The organism is Alteromonas sp. MB-3u-76 (assembly GCF_002831605.1).
GTDB lineage: Bacteria > Pseudomonadota > Gammaproteobacteria > Enterobacterales > Alteromonadaceae > Alteromonas > Alteromonas hispanica.
This window is the reverse complement of the sequence record NZ_CP025115.1, coordinates 427,514-447,409: the sequence shown is the minus strand read 5'-3', so window position 1 is coordinate 447,409 and position 19,896 is coordinate 427,514. Positions and strand designations below refer to the sequence as shown.

Genomic DNA, 19,896 nt, shown 5'->3' with positions numbered 1-19,896 from the left:
ATGTCAACCTTAACTGTGGAACTTGGAGAACGTAGCTATCCTATACAGATAGAACCGGGCTTACTTTCAAAGCCTGCTGTCTTTGCCCCCTACATCAAAGGCCCCTTGGCCGTTATCGTTACCAACGAAACCGTTGCACCTTTGTATCTCGACGCAGCAAAAGCCGCCTGTGGTGATGTGAGTGTTGAAACTATCATTCTTCCCGATGGCGAACAGCACAAAAATCTGACACAGTTTGAGGTGGTAATGACTCGCCTGCTTGAGCTTAATGCAGCTAGAGATACCACACTCATCGCTCTGGGCGGTGGAGTTATCGGAGATTTAACGGGTTTTGTAGCAGCAACTTATCAACGCGGCGTACCTTTTATTCAGGTGCCTACCACACTGCTATCGCAAGTAGACTCTTCTGTTGGTGGCAAAACTGCGGTAAATCACCCGCTAGGCAAAAACATGATTGGGGCCTTCTATCAGCCGGTATTTGTTGCAATAGATACACAGTCACTGTCTACCCTTCCAAAGCGAGAATTCGCAGCTGGCATGGCAGAGGTAATAAAGTACGGCATCATTTATGATGCCCCATTTTTTACATGGCTAGAGTCTGCTGTTGAGAAGCTAAAAGCACTAGACACCGAAATATTAAGCCAAACCATTTACCGCTGTTGTCAGATTAAAGCTGAAGTTGTGGCAAAAGATGAGCGTGAGGGAGGACTGCGCGCTATTCTTAATCTAGGGCATACTTTTGGACATGCTATTGAAGCTGAACAAGGCTATGGCAACTGGCTACACGGTGAAGCAGTTGCAGCTGGTACTATAATTGCCTGCTTAGCAGCACAAGAGCTAGCGTGGTTTGATGCGTCAGAAACTCGTCGAGTTGCCGACTTATTCAGCGCTTTCAACCTTCCAATCGAGGGGCCAAAAAGTATGGCGAAGGCGGATTATGTTAAGCATATGAAGCGGGATAAGAAAGTAGAAGCAGGTAGCATTCGCTTTGTTCTCCCTCAAGGAATAGGCAGTGCGGTTGTGACTAAAGAAGTGACAGGCGACATACTTTCTCGCGTATTACCCTAGCCTTTTATATTCGCTAACGCTTATTTGCGTTATTCAGTGTTGACGTTACGCGTCGCAAGGTTTTTATAGGGGCAAACACATGCAAAACGAACTGCATGAGCGTTTGGAATATCTGGTTAACTATTCATCGCAGCTGATTTTTGTCAGCGGCGACTCTATTGCTCAACAGCAAAAAACCTTAGAAGCATTCGTATTTCAACAGCACGATGATACCGAGATAGCTTACCTCACCGCACAAGATGCCATGGATGTGTCTGACTATCGCCGTCAACTATGTCGCCAGCTTCTTGGACAGGTAGTAGGAAGCTTTGTCAGGCCGCTTAATGAGTTACTCGTTGAGCTGAATAACCATGAAGGCCCAATATTAATTGCCATAACTCAATCTCATCACCTGCCTGATACTTTTTTACAAGAGCTCTGGGACCTCGTCTTACAAAGTCGGTTTGCAGGCAACCAACAACATTTAAATGTGCTGTTGTTTGCTGACAGTGTATGGGCTGAACGTGCGAAACAATGGCTTCCTGCGAAAAATACAGAAACCCCTCTCATAATCAGTAGTCAATCGGTTATTGATGAGCAGCCACGATTCGAGTCTGACCTCGATAAAATGATAGCAAGTCGTAGAGAAGCTTTTCAGGCTCACTTGGAAAGCCGCCAATTGCAATCTACAACAAGCTTTGCTAATCCGCTTAAGTCTAGATGGCTATATGTTGCATTAGTGCTTGTTTTTATAAGCACATTTGCAGGCCTGGTTTATTGGCAATATGGCGACGACATTGCGTCTCTATTCACCCCAATTGAACAAGTCGATGACAAAACCACTCCCCTAATCGCGCCTGGCTCGGCTTACGATACCATTGCAACAGATGACGACACCTTACTTGCAGATAATTCTTCTTCAGACGTCGGCCCCTCGCCGTTTATTTCAGGCGCAGAACATGTTGAAGTTATCGGCGAAAAAGTTATCGCAGAAGAAGTTATCGGTGAAGAAGCTATTGGCGAAAGCTCGCTAGAAACCAGCGCAATCGACAACAGTGACACCGCTGGTGATGCTAATGCCATCACTGGTGATAAAGTCGGCAACATTGAAGGCACCACTGCGAGCGCATCAGACATCAAGGCCTCCGACGCTGCACCTGACAGCAGTGAAGCTAATGACACATTGGCAAGTAGTGAGCAGGCCTTAGTTACTAGTTGGCAAGAAGCTATTTCCGATAGCAAAGAAAGCGCTGATGCTAAAGAAAGCTCGCAAGCAGCGCAGACCTTTGGTGCTCAAGAGCCTAAAGCGTACCAAACTGAAACTGTTACGACGCCCACAAGCAATCAGTCTTGGATCGCGCCATCAGAATATGCGCTACAATTGTTAGCGATGAAGGACCCTCAGGTTCTTAACGACTTTATCAATGAGCAGAATTTGCGCGATATTACGCGAATATATAAAACATGGCGTTATGGAGGTGACTGGTACGTTGTGGTTTACTACCAGCCTTTTGCCTCTGCAGAAGAAGCTCAGCTAGCCAAGCAGCAACTTCCTGATTATCCAAACAAAGCGTCTGCTTTTGCTAAGAGTGGTCAGCAAGTCATTCGCGAAGTTGATTTAGCAAAAGGCGAGTAAAACACATTGAAACCGCAGGCTTTTTAGGCACTTTGCAAAAGAAAGCTCTCTGGCCTGCACTTGCCGGTTGTCCGTTCAAACGATGACAGATACAATTAGCCACTAACGTGGTGATGTCGCAAGACTCTCTTACCCAGCAATAAGCCCAGAACGGCAACGTTAGGAACAACCACCGTCTTCTCTCCGTGTAGGTAGTAACGTTTACGCATGATGCAAAAAAAGAACCGTGCTTTTTTGAAGTGGGCCGGTGGCAAATACAGCTTGGTTGAGCATATTCAAGCCAGATTACCGCAAGCAAATAAGCTTATTGAGCCATTTGTGGGCGCTGGTTCTGTATTTTTGAATACGCATTACAAACGCTATCTGCTAAACGACATAAATCCCGATTTAATCAATCTGTATAACTTTCTCAAAGCGCAACCGGACGCGCTCATTAATGACGCTCGTGACTTTTTCAGTGGCGCTCGAAATAGCGAGCCTATGTATTATGCGTTAAGAGAAGAATTTAATGGCACAAAGGACGAGTATTATCGTGCCATTCTATTTTTGTATTTGAACAGGCATGGATACAATGGATTGTGTCGATACAGTCTCCAAGGCAAATTTAACGTGCCCTTTGGGCGCTATAAAAAGCCTTATTTCCCAGAGCATGAGATGTTTGTCTTTTCTGAAAAATCTCAAAAAGCCACATTCACTTGTTTACCATTTGAAAAGGTGTTTTCTCGCGCACGACAAGGCAGCGTGATCTACTGCGATCCTCCTTATGCGCCCATCAGCAAAACCGCGGCATTTACAAGCTATGCTAGTCATAGTTTTGGTCAAGACGCACAAGAAAAACTGGCGAGCTTAGCGGCTAAAACATCGCAAAAACGCGGTATTCCAGTACTGGTCTCAAATCATGACTTACCGTTAACTCGAGATCTGTATCAAGGTGCAGATTTTAGTATGCTTTCAGTTAAGAGGTCGATTAGTCAAAATGGGGCAAAACGAATGCCCGTTGATGAGATTCTGGCATTTTTTCCACCGGCTACAAACTCAAGCATTAAGCCAAGTTCTGCAATCGGTAAAAGTAAGGAAAAGGAAAAAGAAAAGCATAAGCGAACTCAAGCTTAGTCTTTAGCCAGCATACCATTTAACGAAAGAAAAAAGACTCACAACAAACAGTACCACCATCACTACGCCAACGACTGCAAATGTAATAAACGTCCCTCGCGTGAAATCCCGTTCATAGTTTTTATGGCTTTGGACACCAAACAAACTAGCAAGAACACTACCTACCGCAGCCCAAAAGCCAGTGTCAGACATGCGGAGCATTACTGGGTGTCGTTTGGAGATGAAGAGAAGTCGTTGTGTTTATCGCTGTGAAGCAATTCAAGTAAGTCGAAGAAGTGAAATTGAAATGACGATGACTTACCGGCAATCCAAGAGAACCAGCTGATCTCTTCAACTCCCTCTTGATAACGAGCACACTGATTCACCACATGGCTGGCAGGAAGTTTTGGATCAAAATCAGTGACAGGCTGAAAATCGCACACTGACGCCCGGGTGGTAGGTGCTGACACAGCAAAAACGCTGGTAAGCGCTATAACACCACATAAAGCAAAAAACGTGAGAACTTTCATCCTGAATACTCCTGTCACTCGGTTAAAATTTCACCTCATTATAATCCAAACAAGGCATTGAACAAGCACAATATACTTTCATATCAATTGTGTAATGTAAATGCAAAACCCAGCATGTTAATGCTGGGTTTAAAAGGTCCGTATACTTACGTATTTATCTGTGCCTACTTCTCACAATTCAGGCAGTGAGTCGACACTAGTTACGCCAACACAAACTGTGAATATGTAATGAACCCGCGCAGAATTGTACTAAGACTTAAAGCTCGAAATCCATGCCGTAGCTTACAGTAAATTTCACTGCATCATTGTCGTATGCGTCAGCGCCGGTGTCGTCTAGGTCTGTACCAGTAACAGCGAAGCTAAAACCGTCTTTAGATAGAGAGATCCCCCAATCTGCATAACCATCTGGAACGCCGTTGAATGCTTCAGCAAAGTCACCTTGGTGATAACCAATATGCAAGCCAAGTTCTGCACCATTTAAAACAGGTGTACCGTAATCTAATGACACATAAGATGCCTGACCAAAGCCGAAATCTTGTCCTTCGCCTTCATCTGCTTCTGTATACGCAAGCAATGAAAGAGTAAGACTTAGACCACCCATACCTACTGAGCCGTATACTTCCGCGAAATCGAAATCCGCTTCTGCATCATAGTTGTAGTACAAGTAACCAAAATCGTACGCTACGCCGCCCTCTGATTCACCAGAAAAACCGAAGTACAAGTCATGCTCGTATGAGTAAATATCATCCGCACCATAGTTAACATTCGATGCCCATGTACCTGCGTAGAAACCGCTCTCGTGAGCGTAGTCAATACCACCTTGAACTGCCGCATCGTTCGTTGTTTGCGTAAGACCACGCCAAATGTAGTTACTGGTAAAGCTTGCGTTTGCAGTAACTTCTGCGTAAGTCGGCATTGCCGTTAATAGACACGCTGATGAAATGGCAGCGGCAACGAGTGTTCTTTTGATAGACGTTTTCATGTGTGTTCTCCAGTCAAATCTCAATTTGTTGTAATTTGTTTTTCTGTCTGTATTTTTATATTTGCAGTGGCTAACGCAAAACTGATGCCCGTTTATGACAACCTGTAAAAACAAGCCAAATAAATTTTAAATCATTGATATTAATTCTATTTTTAAATCATCCTTAAAAACCAAAAGGGATAGTCATGCAGTCTACATGAATAAAAATGCACCAGATTAACGCGCATTCACCAAAAGTGGGCAGGCCAGCACCACCTTCGAAGCACGCAAATAACAGCAGGTAGATGTTTTACTCAGGTGAAAGAAGGTCTGCATAGTAAACTTCGCTAGATTTAGTTAAACTTTCGCACTATTGAACGGTAATAATTCCAGATGTATTACTCACTAAGGATGAATGATGAAACCATATCTAATCGCACCTTCCATATTGTCTGCAGACTTTGCACAACTTGGTGCTGATGTAGAGAAAGTAATTAATGCGGGCGCCGATATCGTGCATTTTGATGTAATGGACAATCACTATGTTCCCAACTTAACGTTTGGTCCTATGATTTGTGATGCATTGCGCAATTACGGCATTACTGCACCAATCGACGTTCATTTGATGGTGAAACCGGTTGATGATCTCATAGAAAAGTTTGCCAACGCAGGTGCGTCTTATATCAGCTTTCATCCGGAAGCGTCTGAACATATAGACCGCTCACTACAGCTAATTATCGACTCAGGCTGTAAACCTGGGCTGGTCTTTAATCCGGCGACACCACTTCATTACTTAGATCATGTGATGGATAAACTCCATCACATTCTTATAATGTCAGTAAATCCGGGCTTTGGCGGCCAGAAATTTATTCCTTCCACGCTGGACAAGGTCCGCGCAGTCAAGCAGCGCGTACTTGAAAGTGGTTACGATATAAGAATAGAAATTGACGGTGGCGTAAAAGTAGATAACATTCGCGACATCGCAGAGGCGGGAGCAGATATGTTCGTCGCTGGATCCGCTATTTTCTCTCAGGATGATTACGGTGAAGTAATAGACGCCATGCGCAAAGAACTAGCTTCAATCAACCAAGCATAATTTAAAAACACAAACACAGGTAAAAAATAATGAGTAACAAACCCCTTGTATTAAGTGGCTGTCAGCCTTCTGGACAACTGACCCTAGGAAATTACATGGGTGCACTTAAACAGTGGGTTTCCATGCAGGACGATCACGACTGCCTTTATATGATTGTTGACCTGCACGCCATAACCGTACGTCAAGATCCTAAGCAGTTGTTTGATGCCTGTTTAGACGGCCTTGCGCTTTATTTAGCCTGTGGTATCGACCCACAGAAAAGCACCATTTTCATGCAGTCTCATGTTCCTGAGCACGCACAGCTCTCTTGGGTGTTGAATTGCTACGCACAAATGGGCGAATTAAACAGAATGACCCAGTTCAAGGATAAGTCTGCGAAAAATGAAAACAACATTAACGTGGGTTTGTACAGTTATCCTGTGCTGCAAGCGGCAGATATCTTGGCCTATCAGGCAGACAAAGTTCCAGTAGGTGAAGATCAGAAGCAGCATTTAGAATTAACGCGCGACATCGCTACACGGGTTAATAACCTGTACGGCGACGTATTCAAACTTCCCGACCCGTATATTCCAGACTTTGGCGCTCGCATTATGAGCTTACAAGAGCCTGAGAAGAAAATGTCTAAGTCGGATGTTAACCCAAACAACTTCATTGGCTTGCTTGAAGACCCTAAAAAATTAACCAAAAAGATAAAGCGAGCTGTAACCGATTCTGATGAACAGGCAAATATCTACTTCAACCCTCAAGAAAAGCCAGGGGTCTCAAATCTGCTTTCTCTTTTGTCGTTATCAACAGGTAAATCGGTAAAAGAACTTGAGCCTGAATATACAGATAAAATGTATGGCCACCTTAAAGGCGATGTTGCAGAAGCGGTAGTTTCGCTCATAACACCGATACAAGAAAAATATGCACAGATTCGTGCAGACAGACCTTTCTTAGACGAAGTAATGCGCAGTGGCGCAGAAAAAGCTTCTGAGCGAGCAAGTGTCACGTTGAAGAAAGTGTATGACGCAGTGGGCTTTATTCCTAAGCCCTAGGCTACCAAACGCTATATTCATTTTATAAGCACATGCTGGATACATTAATTTAATGTTTTTGATAACCATGTTGTTCAGCATGTAATGAATTTTGTTTACGTTTTGTTTCCCTCACTCCTTTTATCGCACCGAGGTCAAACGCTGCTGTGTTATTGTTAATAGACAATTTTGATTCGTTCACGCATAACTTAGCCCGTTATTTTGTAGAACTAGGTGTTGATGTGAAAGTTTTGCGCAACAATGCCATAACGCTGGATGAGATTACTGACTTAGCTCCTTCTCAATTGGTCATTTCGCCTGGTCCCTGCACGCCGAATGAAGCAGGTGTTAGTTTAAGCGCCATTGAAAAGTTTGCAGGTAGTATACCCATACTCGGTGTTTGCCTGGGGCACCAAGCTATCGGGCAAGTTTTTGGTGCAAACGTTGTGGGCGCAAAAGAAATAAAACACGGTAAAGTATCTTTGTTACGGCACAATAACGAAGGTCTTTTGACCGGATTGCCGAGCCCTTTCAATGTTACCCGGTATCATTCGTTAGTTCTCAAACCACAAAGTTTACCAGCCGAATTAAACGTAGACGCATGGTGTAATACGCACTGTGGTGAACGCGAAGTAATGGCTATTTCACATAAAAACATGCCGATCTGGGGTGTTCAATATCACCCCGAATCCTTGCTCACTGAACACGGACATGCGGTATTACGTCGTTTCATTACTCTTTCTGATAACGTCCCTTCAGGCATTAGCGCTCCCGTTGATATTTAAATTTAGCGCCAAGTAAATTTTTAAGTAAATCTGAGTGTTGCCGATAGTTATCTGTATAGACAGAAGAACGCGCTGTTTTCTTTTGTTTATCACTAAGACAACCCATTTTTCATCAAAACACGCCGCTGGGTTACTCGGATGTGGGAAAGTGACATAAAATGTATGACAATACGGTAACGGAAGAGATATTAAATCAGGGAAACACATCATACGTGCCTATGAAATCAACTGAGCCGCCTAATGTAACGGAACGCTTTGAGAACTTTGTTATCTCAACGGATCGAGTTTATGACATGATCGGCAAGCGCCGTGCGGGTGAGGTGAGCTTTGAGCAATCAGAACAAGGCGATGCCCGCCGCCAGTTGCTCCACGTTGAGAAAGTGGCGATCGAAAATAAAAGACTGCAGAAAACGTCTGAAACGTCTTACATTGAATCTGTAAGCTATCAGCTTCACGATATCATTGTAGAGGAGATGTCTGAATATCTTAAAGACGTTCCTGATGTGATGGCAAATGTTCTCAACTTGCCGTCAAATACAGGTGAGCTTCTCGACGCATTGATCGTGCGCGCCTGCTCTGTTTCAAAATTGGAACCCATTGTTGCAACTATTCCCTGGATGTACGACGAGCTCATCAGTGTGGTCAATACGGCACGCTTTCGAAGAAAAGACTCCCGTGGGCGAGTTATCGTTGTCGAAACTCTTAGAACGGCGCTCAGCTTTTTAGGCATAGAAAACCTGAGGCTGCTTATTCCATTCCTCATTGTAAAGCGAGCAACCCCGCAAATAACCGACCCATACCCGCTCATAAAACAAAAACTGGCGAGCTATTCTACTGGCGTAGCTATTAGCGCGCAGTGCATCGCAGAAGCAGCAGGCACACACAAGGGCCACGGGTATATGTTGGGCATGCTTAGCAATTTAGGCCGCTGTGCGGTCACCCGGCTTTACTTTCGATTGTTCGACAAAGTACAAATGCACCTATTGCAAGAGTGCCAAAAAGATAGGGAGCATAAGCGCCATGATGCTCTGACTAAAATTATTCCCTCAGCCAACCATTTAATTGCTTTACAGCACGCATTTGCAGATACGTTTAATGCCGATTTGCTAGATGAGTTATCGTTAAAACGGCTGTTTATAGCACCGGCTATGCGAGCAGTTGCCAATCAACGCTCCGAAACAACCAGCGCGCTCAGCGACACAGCCACACTTAGCGAAACACAGACTCCTACTGACGTGCTTAAAAGTGCGCTCTCACAGGCTCGGATATACGCTCGAATTAGGTTGTTACACCAAAACAAACTCATTGAAGCTACAGCAGCCAATAGTGAATTGTTGGCACAACGCTTTCCCGCCGGAGCATTAGCTACGTTGAAAAATACCGACATTTTCGCTCTGCCACTGGTTAAAAGTGACATTGAAGATTAATTTTTTCTGGATATTCATGCATCCCTCCCACCGTCAACTCGACCCCATAAGTACAAATATTGTGGATGTTAAAGTAAGGTTCACTCACCTTTACGCTTCACTACGGGTCAAATCTGGCTTGTAAATTACCTTATTACTTAATGATATTGTTCAGCATTTAATAGTTATTCACTTTTCTTGCAAATTAAGCCAGAGTCCTTGTAAATCAAGGGCTAGAGCTTGTTCAACACAAGACAAATGTTAAAAAAAATGGCATACTGAGACAGTATTTAATTTAACTTTTTGCGCTTTATAGCATCGCATGTCGGTGAAAGCGCACAATGTAGAGGTAGTGATAATGAAGGTAACTCGCGCGACATTTGACGATGTAATGGTTCCTAACTACAACCCGGCTAATATGGTGCCGGTCCGCGGCGAAGGCTCGCGCGTATGGGACCAAGAGGGTGCTGAATACGTCGATTTCGCAGGCGGCATTGCGGTTAACGTACTAGGTCACTGCCACCCTGAGCTTGTTAAAGCGCTAAATGAACAGGGCTCACAACTTTGGCATTTGAGTAATGTATTCACCAATGAGCCGTCACTGCGTCTTGCGAAAAAACTTGCCGACTCGACATTCGCCGACAAAGTCTATTTTGCCAACTCTGGCGCAGAAGCGAATGAAGCAGCGCTTAAATTAGCTCGCCGCTGGGCTTTAGACAAATATGGCGAAGATAAAAATCAGATCATTGCGTTTAATAAAGGTTTCCACGGTCGCACGTTCTTTACAGTAACCGTAGGTGGGCAAGCTGCCTATTCTGATGGTTTTGGACCAAAGCCAGGTGCAGTAACACATTGTGATTACAACGAGTTAGCTGCATTCGAGGCTATGATTTCTGACAAAACCTGTGCAGTAATGATGGAGCCACTGCAAGGTGAAGGCGGTATTATCACGCCGGATGTCGAGTTTGTTAAAGGTGTACGCGAGCTGTGTGACAAGCACAATGCACTATTGATTTTAGACGAGGTTCAATCTGGTGTAGGCCGAACAGGTCACCTCTATGCTTACATGGGGCTTGGCGTGACACCCGACATTCTCACTACAGCGAAATCGTTAGGTGGAGGCTTCCCTATTGGAGCAATGCTTACAACTGCAGATATCGCGGCACATCTTAAGCCCGGCACGCACGGCAGTACATACGGTGGTAACCCTTTGGCGTGTGCAGTTGCTGAAAAAGCATTAGATATTGTTAACCAGCCTGAAGTATTAGAAGGTGTTTTAAAGAAAGAAGCCCTTTTCCGTAAGATTCTTGGCGAAATTAACGACAAATACCATGTTTTCGAAGAAATTCGAGGGCAAGGTATGCTGCTTGGTTGTGCACTTAATGAAAAATATCAGGGCCGTGCGAAAGACTTCATGACAGCAGCAACTCAAGAACATCTTATGTGTCTAATTGCCGGTATGAATGTTATTCGCTTTGCTCCATCACTTGTTATTCCAGATGAGGACATTGTTGAAGGCCTAGCGCGCTTTGAGCGAGCTATCGCTGCTGTTGTCAGCGCTGAATAGTTTCGAGCAGAGAAGTGAATATGAATATCATTCGTCCCATAAGAAAAGCGGATTACGATGCGCTTAAAGCCATTGCCGTAGAGTCGGGCATTGGCTTTACGTCACTGCCCGTCAATGATGAGCTTTTACAGCGCAAAATAGATCGCGCCGAGAGTGCATTTCACAAAACAAATGTAACAGAGCCGGGCGACGAATCTTACTTATTCGTCATGGAAGATACAGCAACCGGTGAGGTAGTAGGTACCTCTGGTATTGAGGCTGCGGTAGGTATAGACGACGCATTCTATCATTATCATCTCAGTAAAGTGGTACATGCGTCTCGAGAATTAAATATCCATAACACGGTAGATATTCTGACCTTCTGCAATGACTACACTGGGGTGACAGAGATTTGTACCCTATTCCTCCGAGAGCAAGCGCGAGGCGGTATCAACGGCAGATTTTTGTCTAAGGTTCGCTTTTTGTTCATGATGGAGCACCGTGAGCGCTTTTCTGAAACTGTCATTGCAGAAATGCGCGGCGTAAGTGATGATAAAGGCCGTTCTCCTTTTTGGGAGTGGCTGGAGACTCACTTCTTTTCTATGGACTTTCCTACTGCTGACTACCTTACAGGTATTGGCAATAAGGTTTTTATCGCCGAATTAATGCCTAAATACCCTATTTATGTGAACTTGCTCAGTGAGGCAGCGCAGAATGTAATAGGAAAGGTTCATGATAAAACACGACCTGCTTTGCAACTGTTGGAAGAAGAAGGTTTTTCTTGCAGGGGCTATGTGGACATTTTCGACGCAGGCCCTACCGTAGAAGCAAACCTTAGTCATATTCGCACTGCGCAATCAAGCCTGAAGCTTCCTGTTGTCATTGATGATATGGCCGCAGCGCAAGGGCAAACACACTACATAATAAATACATCTATTGATGAATTTCGCGCCGTGGCGGCTGAAATGACAATCAGCGAAGAGCAACGCGTGGCCGTTTTATCGCGCCAAGCTGCTGCCGCCTTAAACGTAAACGAAGGCGAATTAGTGCGCTTTGCTCCTGTTACGTTTCGAGATTAATAAAGGATACCCTACATGCTACATACACATTACATAAATGGTGAATGGGTGGCTGGAGAAGGTCACGACCTGACTTCAGTCGATCCGGCGAAAAATGAGATTATTTGGGAAGGCAAATCGGCTTCTGCGTCACAAATTGATGCTGCTGTTAAATCAGCACGGGCTGCACTTGTTGAATGGAGTTTAAAAACTGTAGAGCAGCGTCTAGAAATCATCAAAGTGTTCGGCAGCAAACTTGAAGGCGCTAAAGAACATTTAGCCAAAGTAATGGCGAAAGAAACTGGCAAGCCTGAGTGGGAAACCGCAACGGAAGTGGGTGCCATGATGGGAAAAATAGGCATTTCTGAAAAAGCCTTTTTCGAGCGTACAGGTGATGTAGAAAACCCTATGCCTGTGGGCAAAGCATTTATTCGTCACAAGCCCCACGGTGTTGTGGCCGTCTTTGGCCCGTATAATTTTCCTGGCCACCTACCTAACGGCCATATTGTTCCAGCACTCATTGCGGGCAATACTATCGTGTTTAAGCCAAGTGACCTTACTCCGATGGTCGCTCAAGAAATGGTAAAACTATGGGATGCCGCTGGTTTGCCAAAAGGCGTACTTAACCTTGTTCAAGGTGAAGTTGAAACAGGTAAGGCACTTGCTTCTCATAACGATATCGACGGCTTGTTTTTCACCGGCAGCTCGCGCACAGGTAAAGTGCTGCATGAACAATTTGCCGGCCATCCAGGCAAAATTCTTGCCCTTGAAATGGGTGGAAACAACCCTTTAATTGTCAAAGATGTGAGCGACATTGATGCTGCAGCTCATGATATTGTGCAGTCTGCCTTTATTACATCGGGACAACGCTGCACCTGCGCCCGTCGTCTATTCTTACCTGCTAATGCTAATGGTGACGCCATCCTTGAGCGTTTAATTACCATTACAAAGAATATCAAAGTAGATGACTATGACGCGCAAGATCAGCCTTTTATGGGAGCGATGATCTCAAGCAAAGCAGCGGCTTCCATGGTTACTGCTCAAAATGAACTAGAGGCTCTTGGTGGCAAAGTGCTGGTTCGATTAACGCAACCAGATTCGCAAAAAGGCTTCGCCACACCAGGTATTATCGATGTTACTGATATGCTGGCTTCCTTACCTGATGAAGAGCACTTTGGCCCTCTGCTCAAAGTAATTAGATATACAGACTTCGACGAGGCGATAGCGGAAGCCAATAATACAAGCTTTGGTTTATCTGCTGGCCTTCTAGGTGATAGCGAAGAGGACTATCGTTACTTCTTTGCTCGTATTCGCGCAGGCATTGTTAATTGGAATAGACCTATAACAGGGGCAAGTAGCGCAGCGCCATTTGGCGGTATTGGCGACAGTGGAAACCACAGAGCCAGCGCCTTCTACGCAGCAGACTATTGCGCGTACCCTGTGGCGTCAGTTGAGCTCGATAAAGTTACGCTACCGGGTAAATTAAGCCCTGGCTTATCATTATAAAAATGCAAGGACCCTACTAAAATGCATAGCAATATCGATACTTTATTTGCCAACATGTGGGAAGACTACGTAAAAATAACGCCGTCTGCACACAAAATTCATACACTGCTCGCCGGTGAAGAAAACAATAGCAATATTGTTAACGACCATGTGGCATTTAGAACCTTTGCGTTAGACAAGACCCGTCTTGATAAATTAGCAGCGCATTTTCTAGCACTGGGCTATGAAGCAAAAGGCGATTACAACTTTGAAGCTAAGAAACTGACCGCAAAACACTTTGAGCACCCAGACGAGACAAAACCAAAAGTGTTTATTAGTGAGCTTCGTGTTGATGAGCTGTCGGATGACGCACAAGATATCATTAAAGAACTTGTTGCTCAGATGCCCAGCAACATCACCGACGCCGACAACTTCTTGTATTCTGGTAAGCACTGGGATGTCAGCAAGGCGCAATACGACACCCTGCTAAACGAGTCTGAATACGCAGCTTGGATGGCGGCTTGGGGCTTTAGAGCGAACCACTTTACGGTAAGTGTTAATCACTTAAGTAAAACTAACGAATTAAGCGACGTTAATATGCTGCTTAAAGAGGCTGGATTTGTGTTAAACACGTCGGGCGGCGAAATTAAAGGCGGCCCAGATGTGTTCTTAGCGCAGTCATCTACTATGGCAGACAGGGCCGAAGTGGCATTTAGTGAAGAAACCCTATCTATCCCCAGTTGCTTTTATGAATTTGCTCAACGGTATGACATGCCAAACGGTAAACGTTATCAAGGGTTTGTGGCTGCTTCTGCAGATAAAATTTTTGAAAGTACCAATGCCAAATAAGGTATTGATAAAACAGCATTAACAGCTAAAGCCCCAATGTTCATAAAAATCGTGCACTGGGGCTTTTTTAGCGCTGATAGCGTTTTATAGAGATACTTGAACGTCTACTATCGCTTAGTGTCTGAAGTGTGGCGCGCCAAGAACTGATCATAAGGCATGGGCTTATCGAAATAAAATCCCTGCATTAATTGCACATCGGCCTGTTCCATAAAGGGTAAATAAGTCTCTAGCTCAACTCCTTCCGCAACAACATCAATTTCTAAACTGCGAAGCATGGTAATCAGGCCGCTAAATAAGGCATAGGCCTTACTATCTTCATGCACGCCTTTTACTAAGCTCCTGTCTACTTTCACCACTTGGAATTGAAACATTCTCAGGTAGCTAAGCGATGAGAAGCCGCTACCAAAATCATCTAAAGACAGCCTAAAACCTAGTTCGCGAAGCACGTTAAGCGAGCGCAAGGCGGCCTTTTCATCACGAATAAAAACCGATTCGGTGAGCTCTAGCTCTATGTATTCTGGTGATACATGGTTTGCACGACAAATATCAATTGCTTTATTAGGAAACTCGCTATCAAGCATTTGATTCGCACTAATGTTCACCGATAGGGGAATAGCTTCTCCCTGTTGCGATTCCATTATAGAGATATAGTCGCACGCAGCTTCTATTGCATACAAACCGATAGCGCTATCGAGATTGTGCTCCTCAGCAATGGGAATAAACACAGTAGGAGAAACCACACCGTGCAAGCCTGATATCCACCGGCATAACACTTCTCCTCCTTTTAAATTCCCATGTAGGTCATATTTGCCTTGGATATAAAAATCAAGAAGGTGGTTTTCAACAGCTTTTCGCAAGTCGTTTACCATGCTCACCTGCTGCGTCATACTCTCGTACAGCCCAGGTTCGTAGATAAATACTTGGCCTTTACCCAATTCTTTTGCCCGATACATAGCCGCGTCTGCACATTGAATAAGGCTTTTTATTTCGTCACTGTGCTCGGGATAAGTCGCAACACCAATACTAGAAGATAAACGCAATTCTGTGCCTTTAGCATAAATGGTTTCCTCCTCTATTTGTTCAATCAGTTTTTCACACTTCTCTTTCACGCTTTGCGAAGAGAGCCCTTTTAGCAGCACTAAAAACTCATCCCCCCCCCATCGTCCAACTTCACCGATAGGGCCGAACATTGCGATAAGTAGGGCTGCCACTCGCTGCAACTCTTCATCGCCTTTCTCGTGACCAGCGCTGTCATTAATAGCTTTGAAGCCATCTAAATCTAGAAATACAAGAAGGAATGGTTCACCATTATCGGCGTATGAGTCGATAGACTCGCGAAGTGCATTTCGGTTAGACAGCCCCGTTAGGTCATCGTGTTGCGCCAACTGCCTAAGTCGCGCCTCGTTGCGCTTTCTGTCGCTAACGTCTCTCAGTGTTGCAATAAGATATGAGGAAGTTTGCCTGTGTGCTTCAAATAGTGCGATTGAAATATCAACGCTCCGAGTTACACCAGACAAGGAATCTATTTTCGATTCGAAACGAGCTTGTTTTTCGTGAAATAAAACGGTTTCATTAACGCGTTCGGCCACTAAAAGTTCGTTAAAATTTAAGCCTATGCAAGTCTCTTTAACTGGCGCTTCTAACATATTAAGAAACGCGTCATTGCATTCTGTAATAACAAGGTTAGGTGTTAACACCAGCATGGGTTCTCTAGAGCTGGCAAATGCCGAGGCCATTAAATCGAAAGACTGTTCCGCTTTGCGCTGTTGCGTAATATCTTTGGTAGTACCAACGATATTAAGAGCTTCATTCGAAGTGCCTCGTTTCAGTACTCGACCTCGTAGACGTATCCATTGAAAGTCGTTTTTAAACCGCAATCGAAAAGACACTTCAATACGATCTCGGTTGCCATGCACAGCCATAGACCAATGGAACTGTAGGTTATCAATATCGTCTTCATGTACCCGAGCGAGTAGCTGAATTACTGTGCCCGACCACATAGAACGATTTCCGCTATATAGAGAAAATGAGCGGATTTCCATGAGATCTGTGTCAGCATGCCAGCTCCAAAAAGACTCCTGAGAGGCCCACAGCGCAAGCTCTAAATCGGTTTGCGCTTCCTGACTTTTTTGTAACGCAATGTAAAGCGACTGAGACTTCTCCGTAAGCAGTGTTTCAGCATGTTCCCTTGCGTTTTTTTCTCGCTTTAATCGGCGCTCTAGTAACGCAATACGTTTGTCACCGTTTATTGAGTCTTGTGACATACCCTGCCCTATGAAATGACAGCTATACTGAATTCGTATGTGTGAGGAGTGGCGAGCTGGTGAGTTTCACGCTCCAATTTACAATTAAAATGATCTGCAGATGCATCCATTAAACCTTCTGCAAGAGCGAAAAGATCGCGCTCAGAATAATATTGAAGACGCATGGTAGTATCTGTTATCGATAACACTTTAAACCGCGGCAAATCTGCATCGGGATATAGCTTTTTGACCTGTACGTGAATATCGTCGTCAAGGTGGCCTAACATGTCTAGCATACCCTCGGTATTAGCCAACACATCGCCGTGAACCGCGGCTAGCTTGCCAAAAAGGTAGTAGCCAAAGTCATAAAGAAGTTCGTTGGCTGATTTTCCTGTTTTCTCTATCAGAACACCTAATAGACGCTCCATATCCGAATACGGATAGTAGCCCACAGCGGTATAAGCCCCGTCATTTTCAAGCTCTGCTGCCACGATGACGTCATCAGCGAACTCTGGAGAGACGTTTTCTTCCAGCATATCGATTAACGAAGTAAAGACGATTCCTAACATCTGACTATTCCTTTAAATACTTAAAAAAGTGTAGTTCACGGATGGCAAACTTGGTAATTAATCCGCTGTTTCGTCACTTTTATTCGTGCTGTCGAAAACAACTTCGACGCCATCGACTCGCTGTAGCCCTCTTGGAAGTTTATTGCCTCGTCTTCCGCGCTCTCCGTGATAGTGTGTTAAATCTTGAGCTGACAACGTCATATTGCGTTTACCCGCAATAACTTTAACGGAGGCGTCTTCAGGTACAACGGCAAGTACTTTCACATACTCTTCTCTCGATTGAGACTTTGCCGAAGGAATATTGATAAGCTTGTTGCCTTTCCCCTTGCCTAAACTCGGTAAGTCTCTAAGAGGAAACATAAGCATTCTTCCTTCGTTAGAGATGCTTAAACACATATCTGTCTCTGGGTTAGACACCGGTATTGGCGCTAGAACTTTCGCCGCAACAGGCAAGGATAGGTAGGCTTTACCTGCCTTATTCTTACTTACCATATCTTTGAATGTGCCTACAAACCCATAACCTGCATCTGATCCCACCAAAAATTTACTGTCATCTGATGCCATTATGACGTGCTCAAAGGACTCTCCGCCTACAATATTAAAGCGGCCGGTAAGTGGCTCTCCCTGACTGCGTGCAGACGGTAGGCCGTGAGCATCACACGAAAAAGTTCGTCCAGAAGAATCCATAAATACGGCAGGCTGATTGCTTTTACCTTCTGCACTTCCAAGGTATCCATCGCCGGCTTTATAACTTAAGCTTTCTGCATCAATATCGTGCCCTTTAGCACAGCGGGCCCAGCCTTTTTCGGATAACACCACGGTAATCGACTCGGCGGGTATGAGTTCTTTTTCAGACAGCGCCTTAGCTTCGCCTCGCTCAACAATTGGAGAGCGCCTATCATCGCCATATTTTTCAGCGTCGGCTAAAATCTCTTTCTTAATAAGTGTCTTTAAGCGTCTATCTGAGCCGAGAAGAGTTTGTAACTTATCTCTTTCCGCGGCAAGCTCGTCTTGTTCGCCCTTAATTTTCATTTCTTCGAGCTTAGCAAGGTGACGAAGCTTTAACTCTAAAATTGCTTCAGCTTGCTTATCGCTCAAACCAAAACGGGTCATAAGTTCCGGCTTTGGCTTATCATAGGTACGAATAATTTCTATCACTTCATCAATATTTAAAAAGGCGATGAGTAAGCCTTCTAATATATGCAGTCGAGCCAGAACTTTATCTAGTCGGTATTGCAGTCTGCGGGTAACTGTATCCTTTCGGTACTGCAACCACTCAGATAATATTGTGCGTAAATCTTTAACCTGAGGTCGTCCATCCAACCCAATCATGTTGAGGTTTACGCGATAATTTTTTTCTAAATCTGTAGTCGCAAAAAGGTGCTGCATGAGCTGCATTACATCAATGCGATTAGAGCGCGGCGTAACGACAAGTCGAGTGGGATTTTCATGGTCTGATTCGTCTCGTAAGTCACTCACCATAGGCAGCTTTTTAGCCTGCATCTGCGCAGCTATTTGTTCTAATATTTTAGAACCGGATGCTTGATGCGGCAGTGCGGTGATAACGATATCGCCATTTTCTTCGTGATATACAGCGCGCATTTTAATTGAGCCACGCCCGGTTTCGTAAAGCTTACGGATATCCGATTTGGGCGTTATTATTTCCGCATCCGTGGGATAATCTGGCCCGTTTACATGCTCAAGTACGTCGGTTAAATCTGCCTTGCTATTGTCTAAAAGCATTGCACAGGCTGAGGCTAATTCCCTCACGTTATGAGGAGGGATATCCGTTGCCATTCCTACTGCAATACCTGTTACGCCATTTAACAAAATATGCGGAAGCCGTGCCGGAAGCGTGCTCGGCTCCTCTAAAGTACCGTCGAAATTCGGTACCCAGTCCACCGTGCCCTGACCGAGCTCATTCAACAATACTTCGGCAAAGCGAGACAGTTTTGCTTCGGTATAACGCATGGCAGCAAAAGATTTAGGATCGTCAGGTGCCCCCCAGTTTCCCTGTCCGTCAACCAGTGGATATCGATAAGAAAACGGCTGTGCCATTAGCACCATGGCTTCGTAACAAGCCGAATCGCCATGGGGATGAAATTTACCTAGTACATCACCCACGGTTCTGGCTGACTTTTTATATTTTGCGTTTGCACTTAATCCAAGGTCTGACATCGCATAAATAATGCGGCGCTGAACAGGCTTTAACCCATCTGAAATGTGGGGTAATGCTCTATCCATAATTACGTACATGGAATAGTTAAGATAAGCGTCTTCAGTGAAACGTCTCATGGCGAGCTGTTCCACGCCTTCGCTATTAATAATGATCTCGTCACTCATGATAATTTTTTCGTTTTGTTATTAATACCAATGCGCTTGTGGCTGCGAGGTCGCTGTAAAAATTGTGATAGCACGCCTTTTTGAATAAGTACAAGAGCGTTTAATCTCATTGTGAGGTAAACCGACTGTGGGTGCAAACTTTACCAATAGATAGCGCAATAAAAATGCGGCAAAGTAAACTGTGGTAGTGTTATCCACCGTTCTTTGTTATACAAAGAAAACGGTGTTAAATAA

Annotated in this window: 17 protein-coding genes; 11 read left to right on the top strand and 6 right to left on the bottom strand. The window is 44.5% G+C overall.

The window, feature by feature from the left end:
- From aroB to CW735_RS01880, 3 genes are all read left to right on the top strand, one after another.
- Positions 1-1,068: a 3-dehydroquinate synthase gene (gene aroB, locus CW735_RS01890; protein WP_100970811.1), complete on the top strand. Its 1,068-nt coding sequence runs from the start codon at positions 1-3 to the stop codon at positions 1,066-1,068.
- Between the two features lie 79 nt (positions 1,069-1,147).
- Positions 1,148-2,683, top strand: a complete 1,536-nt coding sequence (locus CW735_RS01885) for an SPOR domain-containing protein (RefSeq protein WP_100970810.1) — start codon at positions 1,148-1,150, stop codon at positions 2,681-2,683.
- 207 nt (positions 2,684-2,890) lie between these two features.
- Positions 2,891-3,796, top strand: a complete 906-nt coding sequence (locus tag CW735_RS01880) for a Dam family site-specific DNA-(adenine-N6)-methyltransferase (RefSeq protein ID WP_071978456.1) — start codon at positions 2,891-2,893, stop codon at positions 3,794-3,796.
- 3 nt (positions 3,797-3,799) lie between these two features.
- On the opposite strand, the gene CW735_RS01875 is transcribed toward CW735_RS01880, so the two are convergent.
- The 3 genes from CW735_RS01875 to CW735_RS01865 all read right to left on the bottom strand — a co-directional run bounded on the left by CW735_RS01875 (position 3,800) and on the right by CW735_RS01865 (position 5,287).
- Positions 3,800-3,988, bottom strand: a complete 189-nt coding sequence (locus CW735_RS01875; RefSeq protein ID WP_071981109.1) for a DUF2970 domain-containing protein — start codon at positions 3,986-3,988, stop codon at positions 3,800-3,802.
- Between the two features lie 8 nt (positions 3,989-3,996).
- A complete protein-coding gene (locus CW735_RS01870) occupies positions 3,997-4,305 on the bottom strand; it encodes a hypothetical protein (RefSeq protein ID WP_071978455.1) in 309 nt (102 codons plus the stop codon).
- 256 nt (positions 4,306-4,561) lie between these two features.
- Positions 4,562-5,287 carry a TorF family putative porin gene (locus CW735_RS01865; RefSeq protein WP_100970809.1) on the bottom strand — a complete coding sequence of 242 codons (726 nt, stop codon included), beginning with the start codon at positions 5,285-5,287 and terminating at the stop codon, positions 4,562-4,564.
- Between the two features lie 397 nt (positions 5,288-5,684).
- Between CW735_RS01865 and rpe the strand changes: the two genes are divergently transcribed.
- The 8 genes from rpe to CW735_RS01825 all read left to right on the top strand — a co-directional run bounded on the left by rpe (position 5,685) and on the right by CW735_RS01825 (position 14,507).
- Entirely contained in the window at positions 5,685-6,362 is a 678-nt protein-coding gene (gene rpe / locus CW735_RS01860; protein WP_071978453.1) for a ribulose-phosphate 3-epimerase, read from the top strand.
- A 29-nt stretch (positions 6,363-6,391) separates the two neighbouring features.
- The gene (trpS, locus tag CW735_RS01855) at positions 6,392-7,399 is read left to right on the top strand and encodes a tryptophan--tRNA ligase (protein WP_071978452.1); all 1,008 of its coding nucleotides are present in this window, start codon (positions 6,392-6,394) and stop codon (positions 7,397-7,399) included.
- A 146-nt stretch (positions 7,400-7,545) separates the two neighbouring features.
- Positions 7,546-8,163 carry an anthranilate synthase component II gene (locus CW735_RS01850; protein WP_071978451.1) on the top strand — a complete coding sequence of 206 codons (618 nt, stop codon included), beginning with the start codon at positions 7,546-7,548 and terminating at the stop codon, positions 8,161-8,163.
- Positions 8,164-8,321: 158 nt separating this feature from the next.
- Positions 8,322-9,590 (top strand): HDOD domain-containing protein, encoded by a 1,269-nt coding sequence (locus tag CW735_RS01845; RefSeq protein WP_232230549.1) that lies wholly within the window; start codon positions 8,322-8,324, stop codon positions 9,588-9,590.
- A 337-nt stretch (positions 9,591-9,927) separates the two neighbouring features.
- Positions 9,928-11,136 carry an aspartate aminotransferase family protein gene (locus CW735_RS01840; RefSeq protein WP_100973150.1) on the top strand — a complete coding sequence of 403 codons (1,209 nt, stop codon included), beginning with the start codon at positions 9,928-9,930 and terminating at the stop codon, positions 11,134-11,136.
- A gap of 20 nt (positions 11,137-11,156) precedes the next feature.
- A complete protein-coding gene (gene astA, locus CW735_RS01835; protein ID WP_071978450.1) occupies positions 11,157-12,194 on the top strand; it encodes an arginine N-succinyltransferase in 1,038 nt (345 codons plus the stop codon).
- 15 nt (positions 12,195-12,209) lie between these two features.
- A complete protein-coding gene (gene astD, locus CW735_RS01830; protein WP_071978449.1) occupies positions 12,210-13,679 on the top strand; it encodes a succinylglutamate-semialdehyde dehydrogenase in 1,470 nt (489 codons plus the stop codon).
- Positions 13,680-13,700: 21 nt separating this feature from the next.
- Positions 13,701-14,507, top strand: a complete 807-nt coding sequence (locus CW735_RS01825) for a DUF1338 domain-containing protein (protein ID WP_071978448.1) — start codon at positions 13,701-13,703, stop codon at positions 14,505-14,507.
- Between the two features lie 107 nt (positions 14,508-14,614).
- On the opposite strand, the gene CW735_RS01820 is transcribed toward CW735_RS01825, so the two are convergent.
- The 3 genes from CW735_RS01820 to parC are packed head-to-tail and all read right to left on the bottom strand — an operon-like array spanning position 14,615 to position 19,662.
- Positions 14,615-16,771, bottom strand: coding sequence for a putative bifunctional diguanylate cyclase/phosphodiesterase (locus CW735_RS01820; RefSeq protein ID WP_100970808.1), 2,157 nt, complete (start codon positions 16,769-16,771; stop codon positions 14,615-14,617).
- Between the two features lie 8 nt (positions 16,772-16,779).
- The gene (locus tag CW735_RS01815) at positions 16,780-17,319 is read right to left on the bottom strand and encodes a heme NO-binding domain-containing protein (RefSeq protein WP_071978446.1); all 540 of its coding nucleotides are present in this window, start codon (positions 17,317-17,319) and stop codon (positions 16,780-16,782) included.
- A 57-nt stretch (positions 17,320-17,376) separates the two neighbouring features.
- Entirely contained in the window at positions 17,377-19,662 is a 2,286-nt protein-coding gene (gene parC / locus CW735_RS01810) for a DNA topoisomerase IV subunit A (protein ID WP_100970807.1), read from the bottom strand.
- Positions 19,663-19,896: the final 234 nt, after the last annotated feature.

Coding starts and splice junctions, on each gene's coding strand:
- CW735_RS01840 (WP_100973150.1), top strand. CDS start 9,928: ATGAAGGTAACTCGCGCGACATTTGACGATGTAATGGTTCCTAACTAC.
- parC (WP_100970807.1), bottom strand. CDS start 19,662: ATGAGTGACGAGATCATTATTAATAGCGAAGGCGTGGAACAGCTCGCC.
- aroB (WP_100970811.1), top strand. CDS start 1: ATGTCAACCTTAACTGTGGAACTTGGAGAACGTAGCTATCCTATACAG.
- CW735_RS01845 (WP_232230549.1), top strand. CDS start 8,322: ATGTATGACAATACGGTAACGGAAGAGATATTAAATCAGGGAAACACA.
- CW735_RS01865 (WP_100970809.1), bottom strand. CDS start 5,287: ATGAAAACGTCTATCAAAAGAACACTCGTTGCCGCTGCCATTTCATCA.
- CW735_RS01815 (WP_071978446.1), bottom strand. CDS start 17,319: ATGTTAGGAATCGTCTTTACTTCGTTAATCGATATGCTGGAAGAAAAC.
- astD (WP_071978449.1), top strand. CDS start 12,210: ATGCTACATACACATTACATAAATGGTGAATGGGTGGCTGGAGAAGGT.
- CW735_RS01880 (WP_071978456.1), top strand. CDS start 2,891: ATGATGCAAAAAAAGAACCGTGCTTTTTTGAAGTGGGCCGGTGGCAAA.
- CW735_RS01885 (WP_100970810.1), top strand. CDS start 1,148: ATGCAAAACGAACTGCATGAGCGTTTGGAATATCTGGTTAACTATTCA.
- CW735_RS01825 (WP_071978448.1), top strand. CDS start 13,701: ATGCATAGCAATATCGATACTTTATTTGCCAACATGTGGGAAGACTAC.
- astA (WP_071978450.1), top strand. CDS start 11,157: ATGAATATCATTCGTCCCATAAGAAAAGCGGATTACGATGCGCTTAAA.
- trpS (WP_071978452.1), top strand. CDS start 6,392: ATGAGTAACAAACCCCTTGTATTAAGTGGCTGTCAGCCTTCTGGACAA.
- CW735_RS01875 (WP_071981109.1), bottom strand. CDS start 3,988: ATGTCTGACACTGGCTTTTGGGCTGCGGTAGGTAGTGTTCTTGCTAGT.
- CW735_RS01870 (WP_071978455.1), bottom strand. CDS start 4,305: ATGAAAGTTCTCACGTTTTTTGCTTTATGTGGTGTTATAGCGCTTACC.
- rpe (WP_071978453.1), top strand. CDS start 5,685: ATGAAACCATATCTAATCGCACCTTCCATATTGTCTGCAGACTTTGCA.
- CW735_RS01820 (WP_100970808.1), bottom strand. CDS start 16,771: ATGTCACAAGACTCAATAAACGGTGACAAACGTATTGCGTTACTAGAG.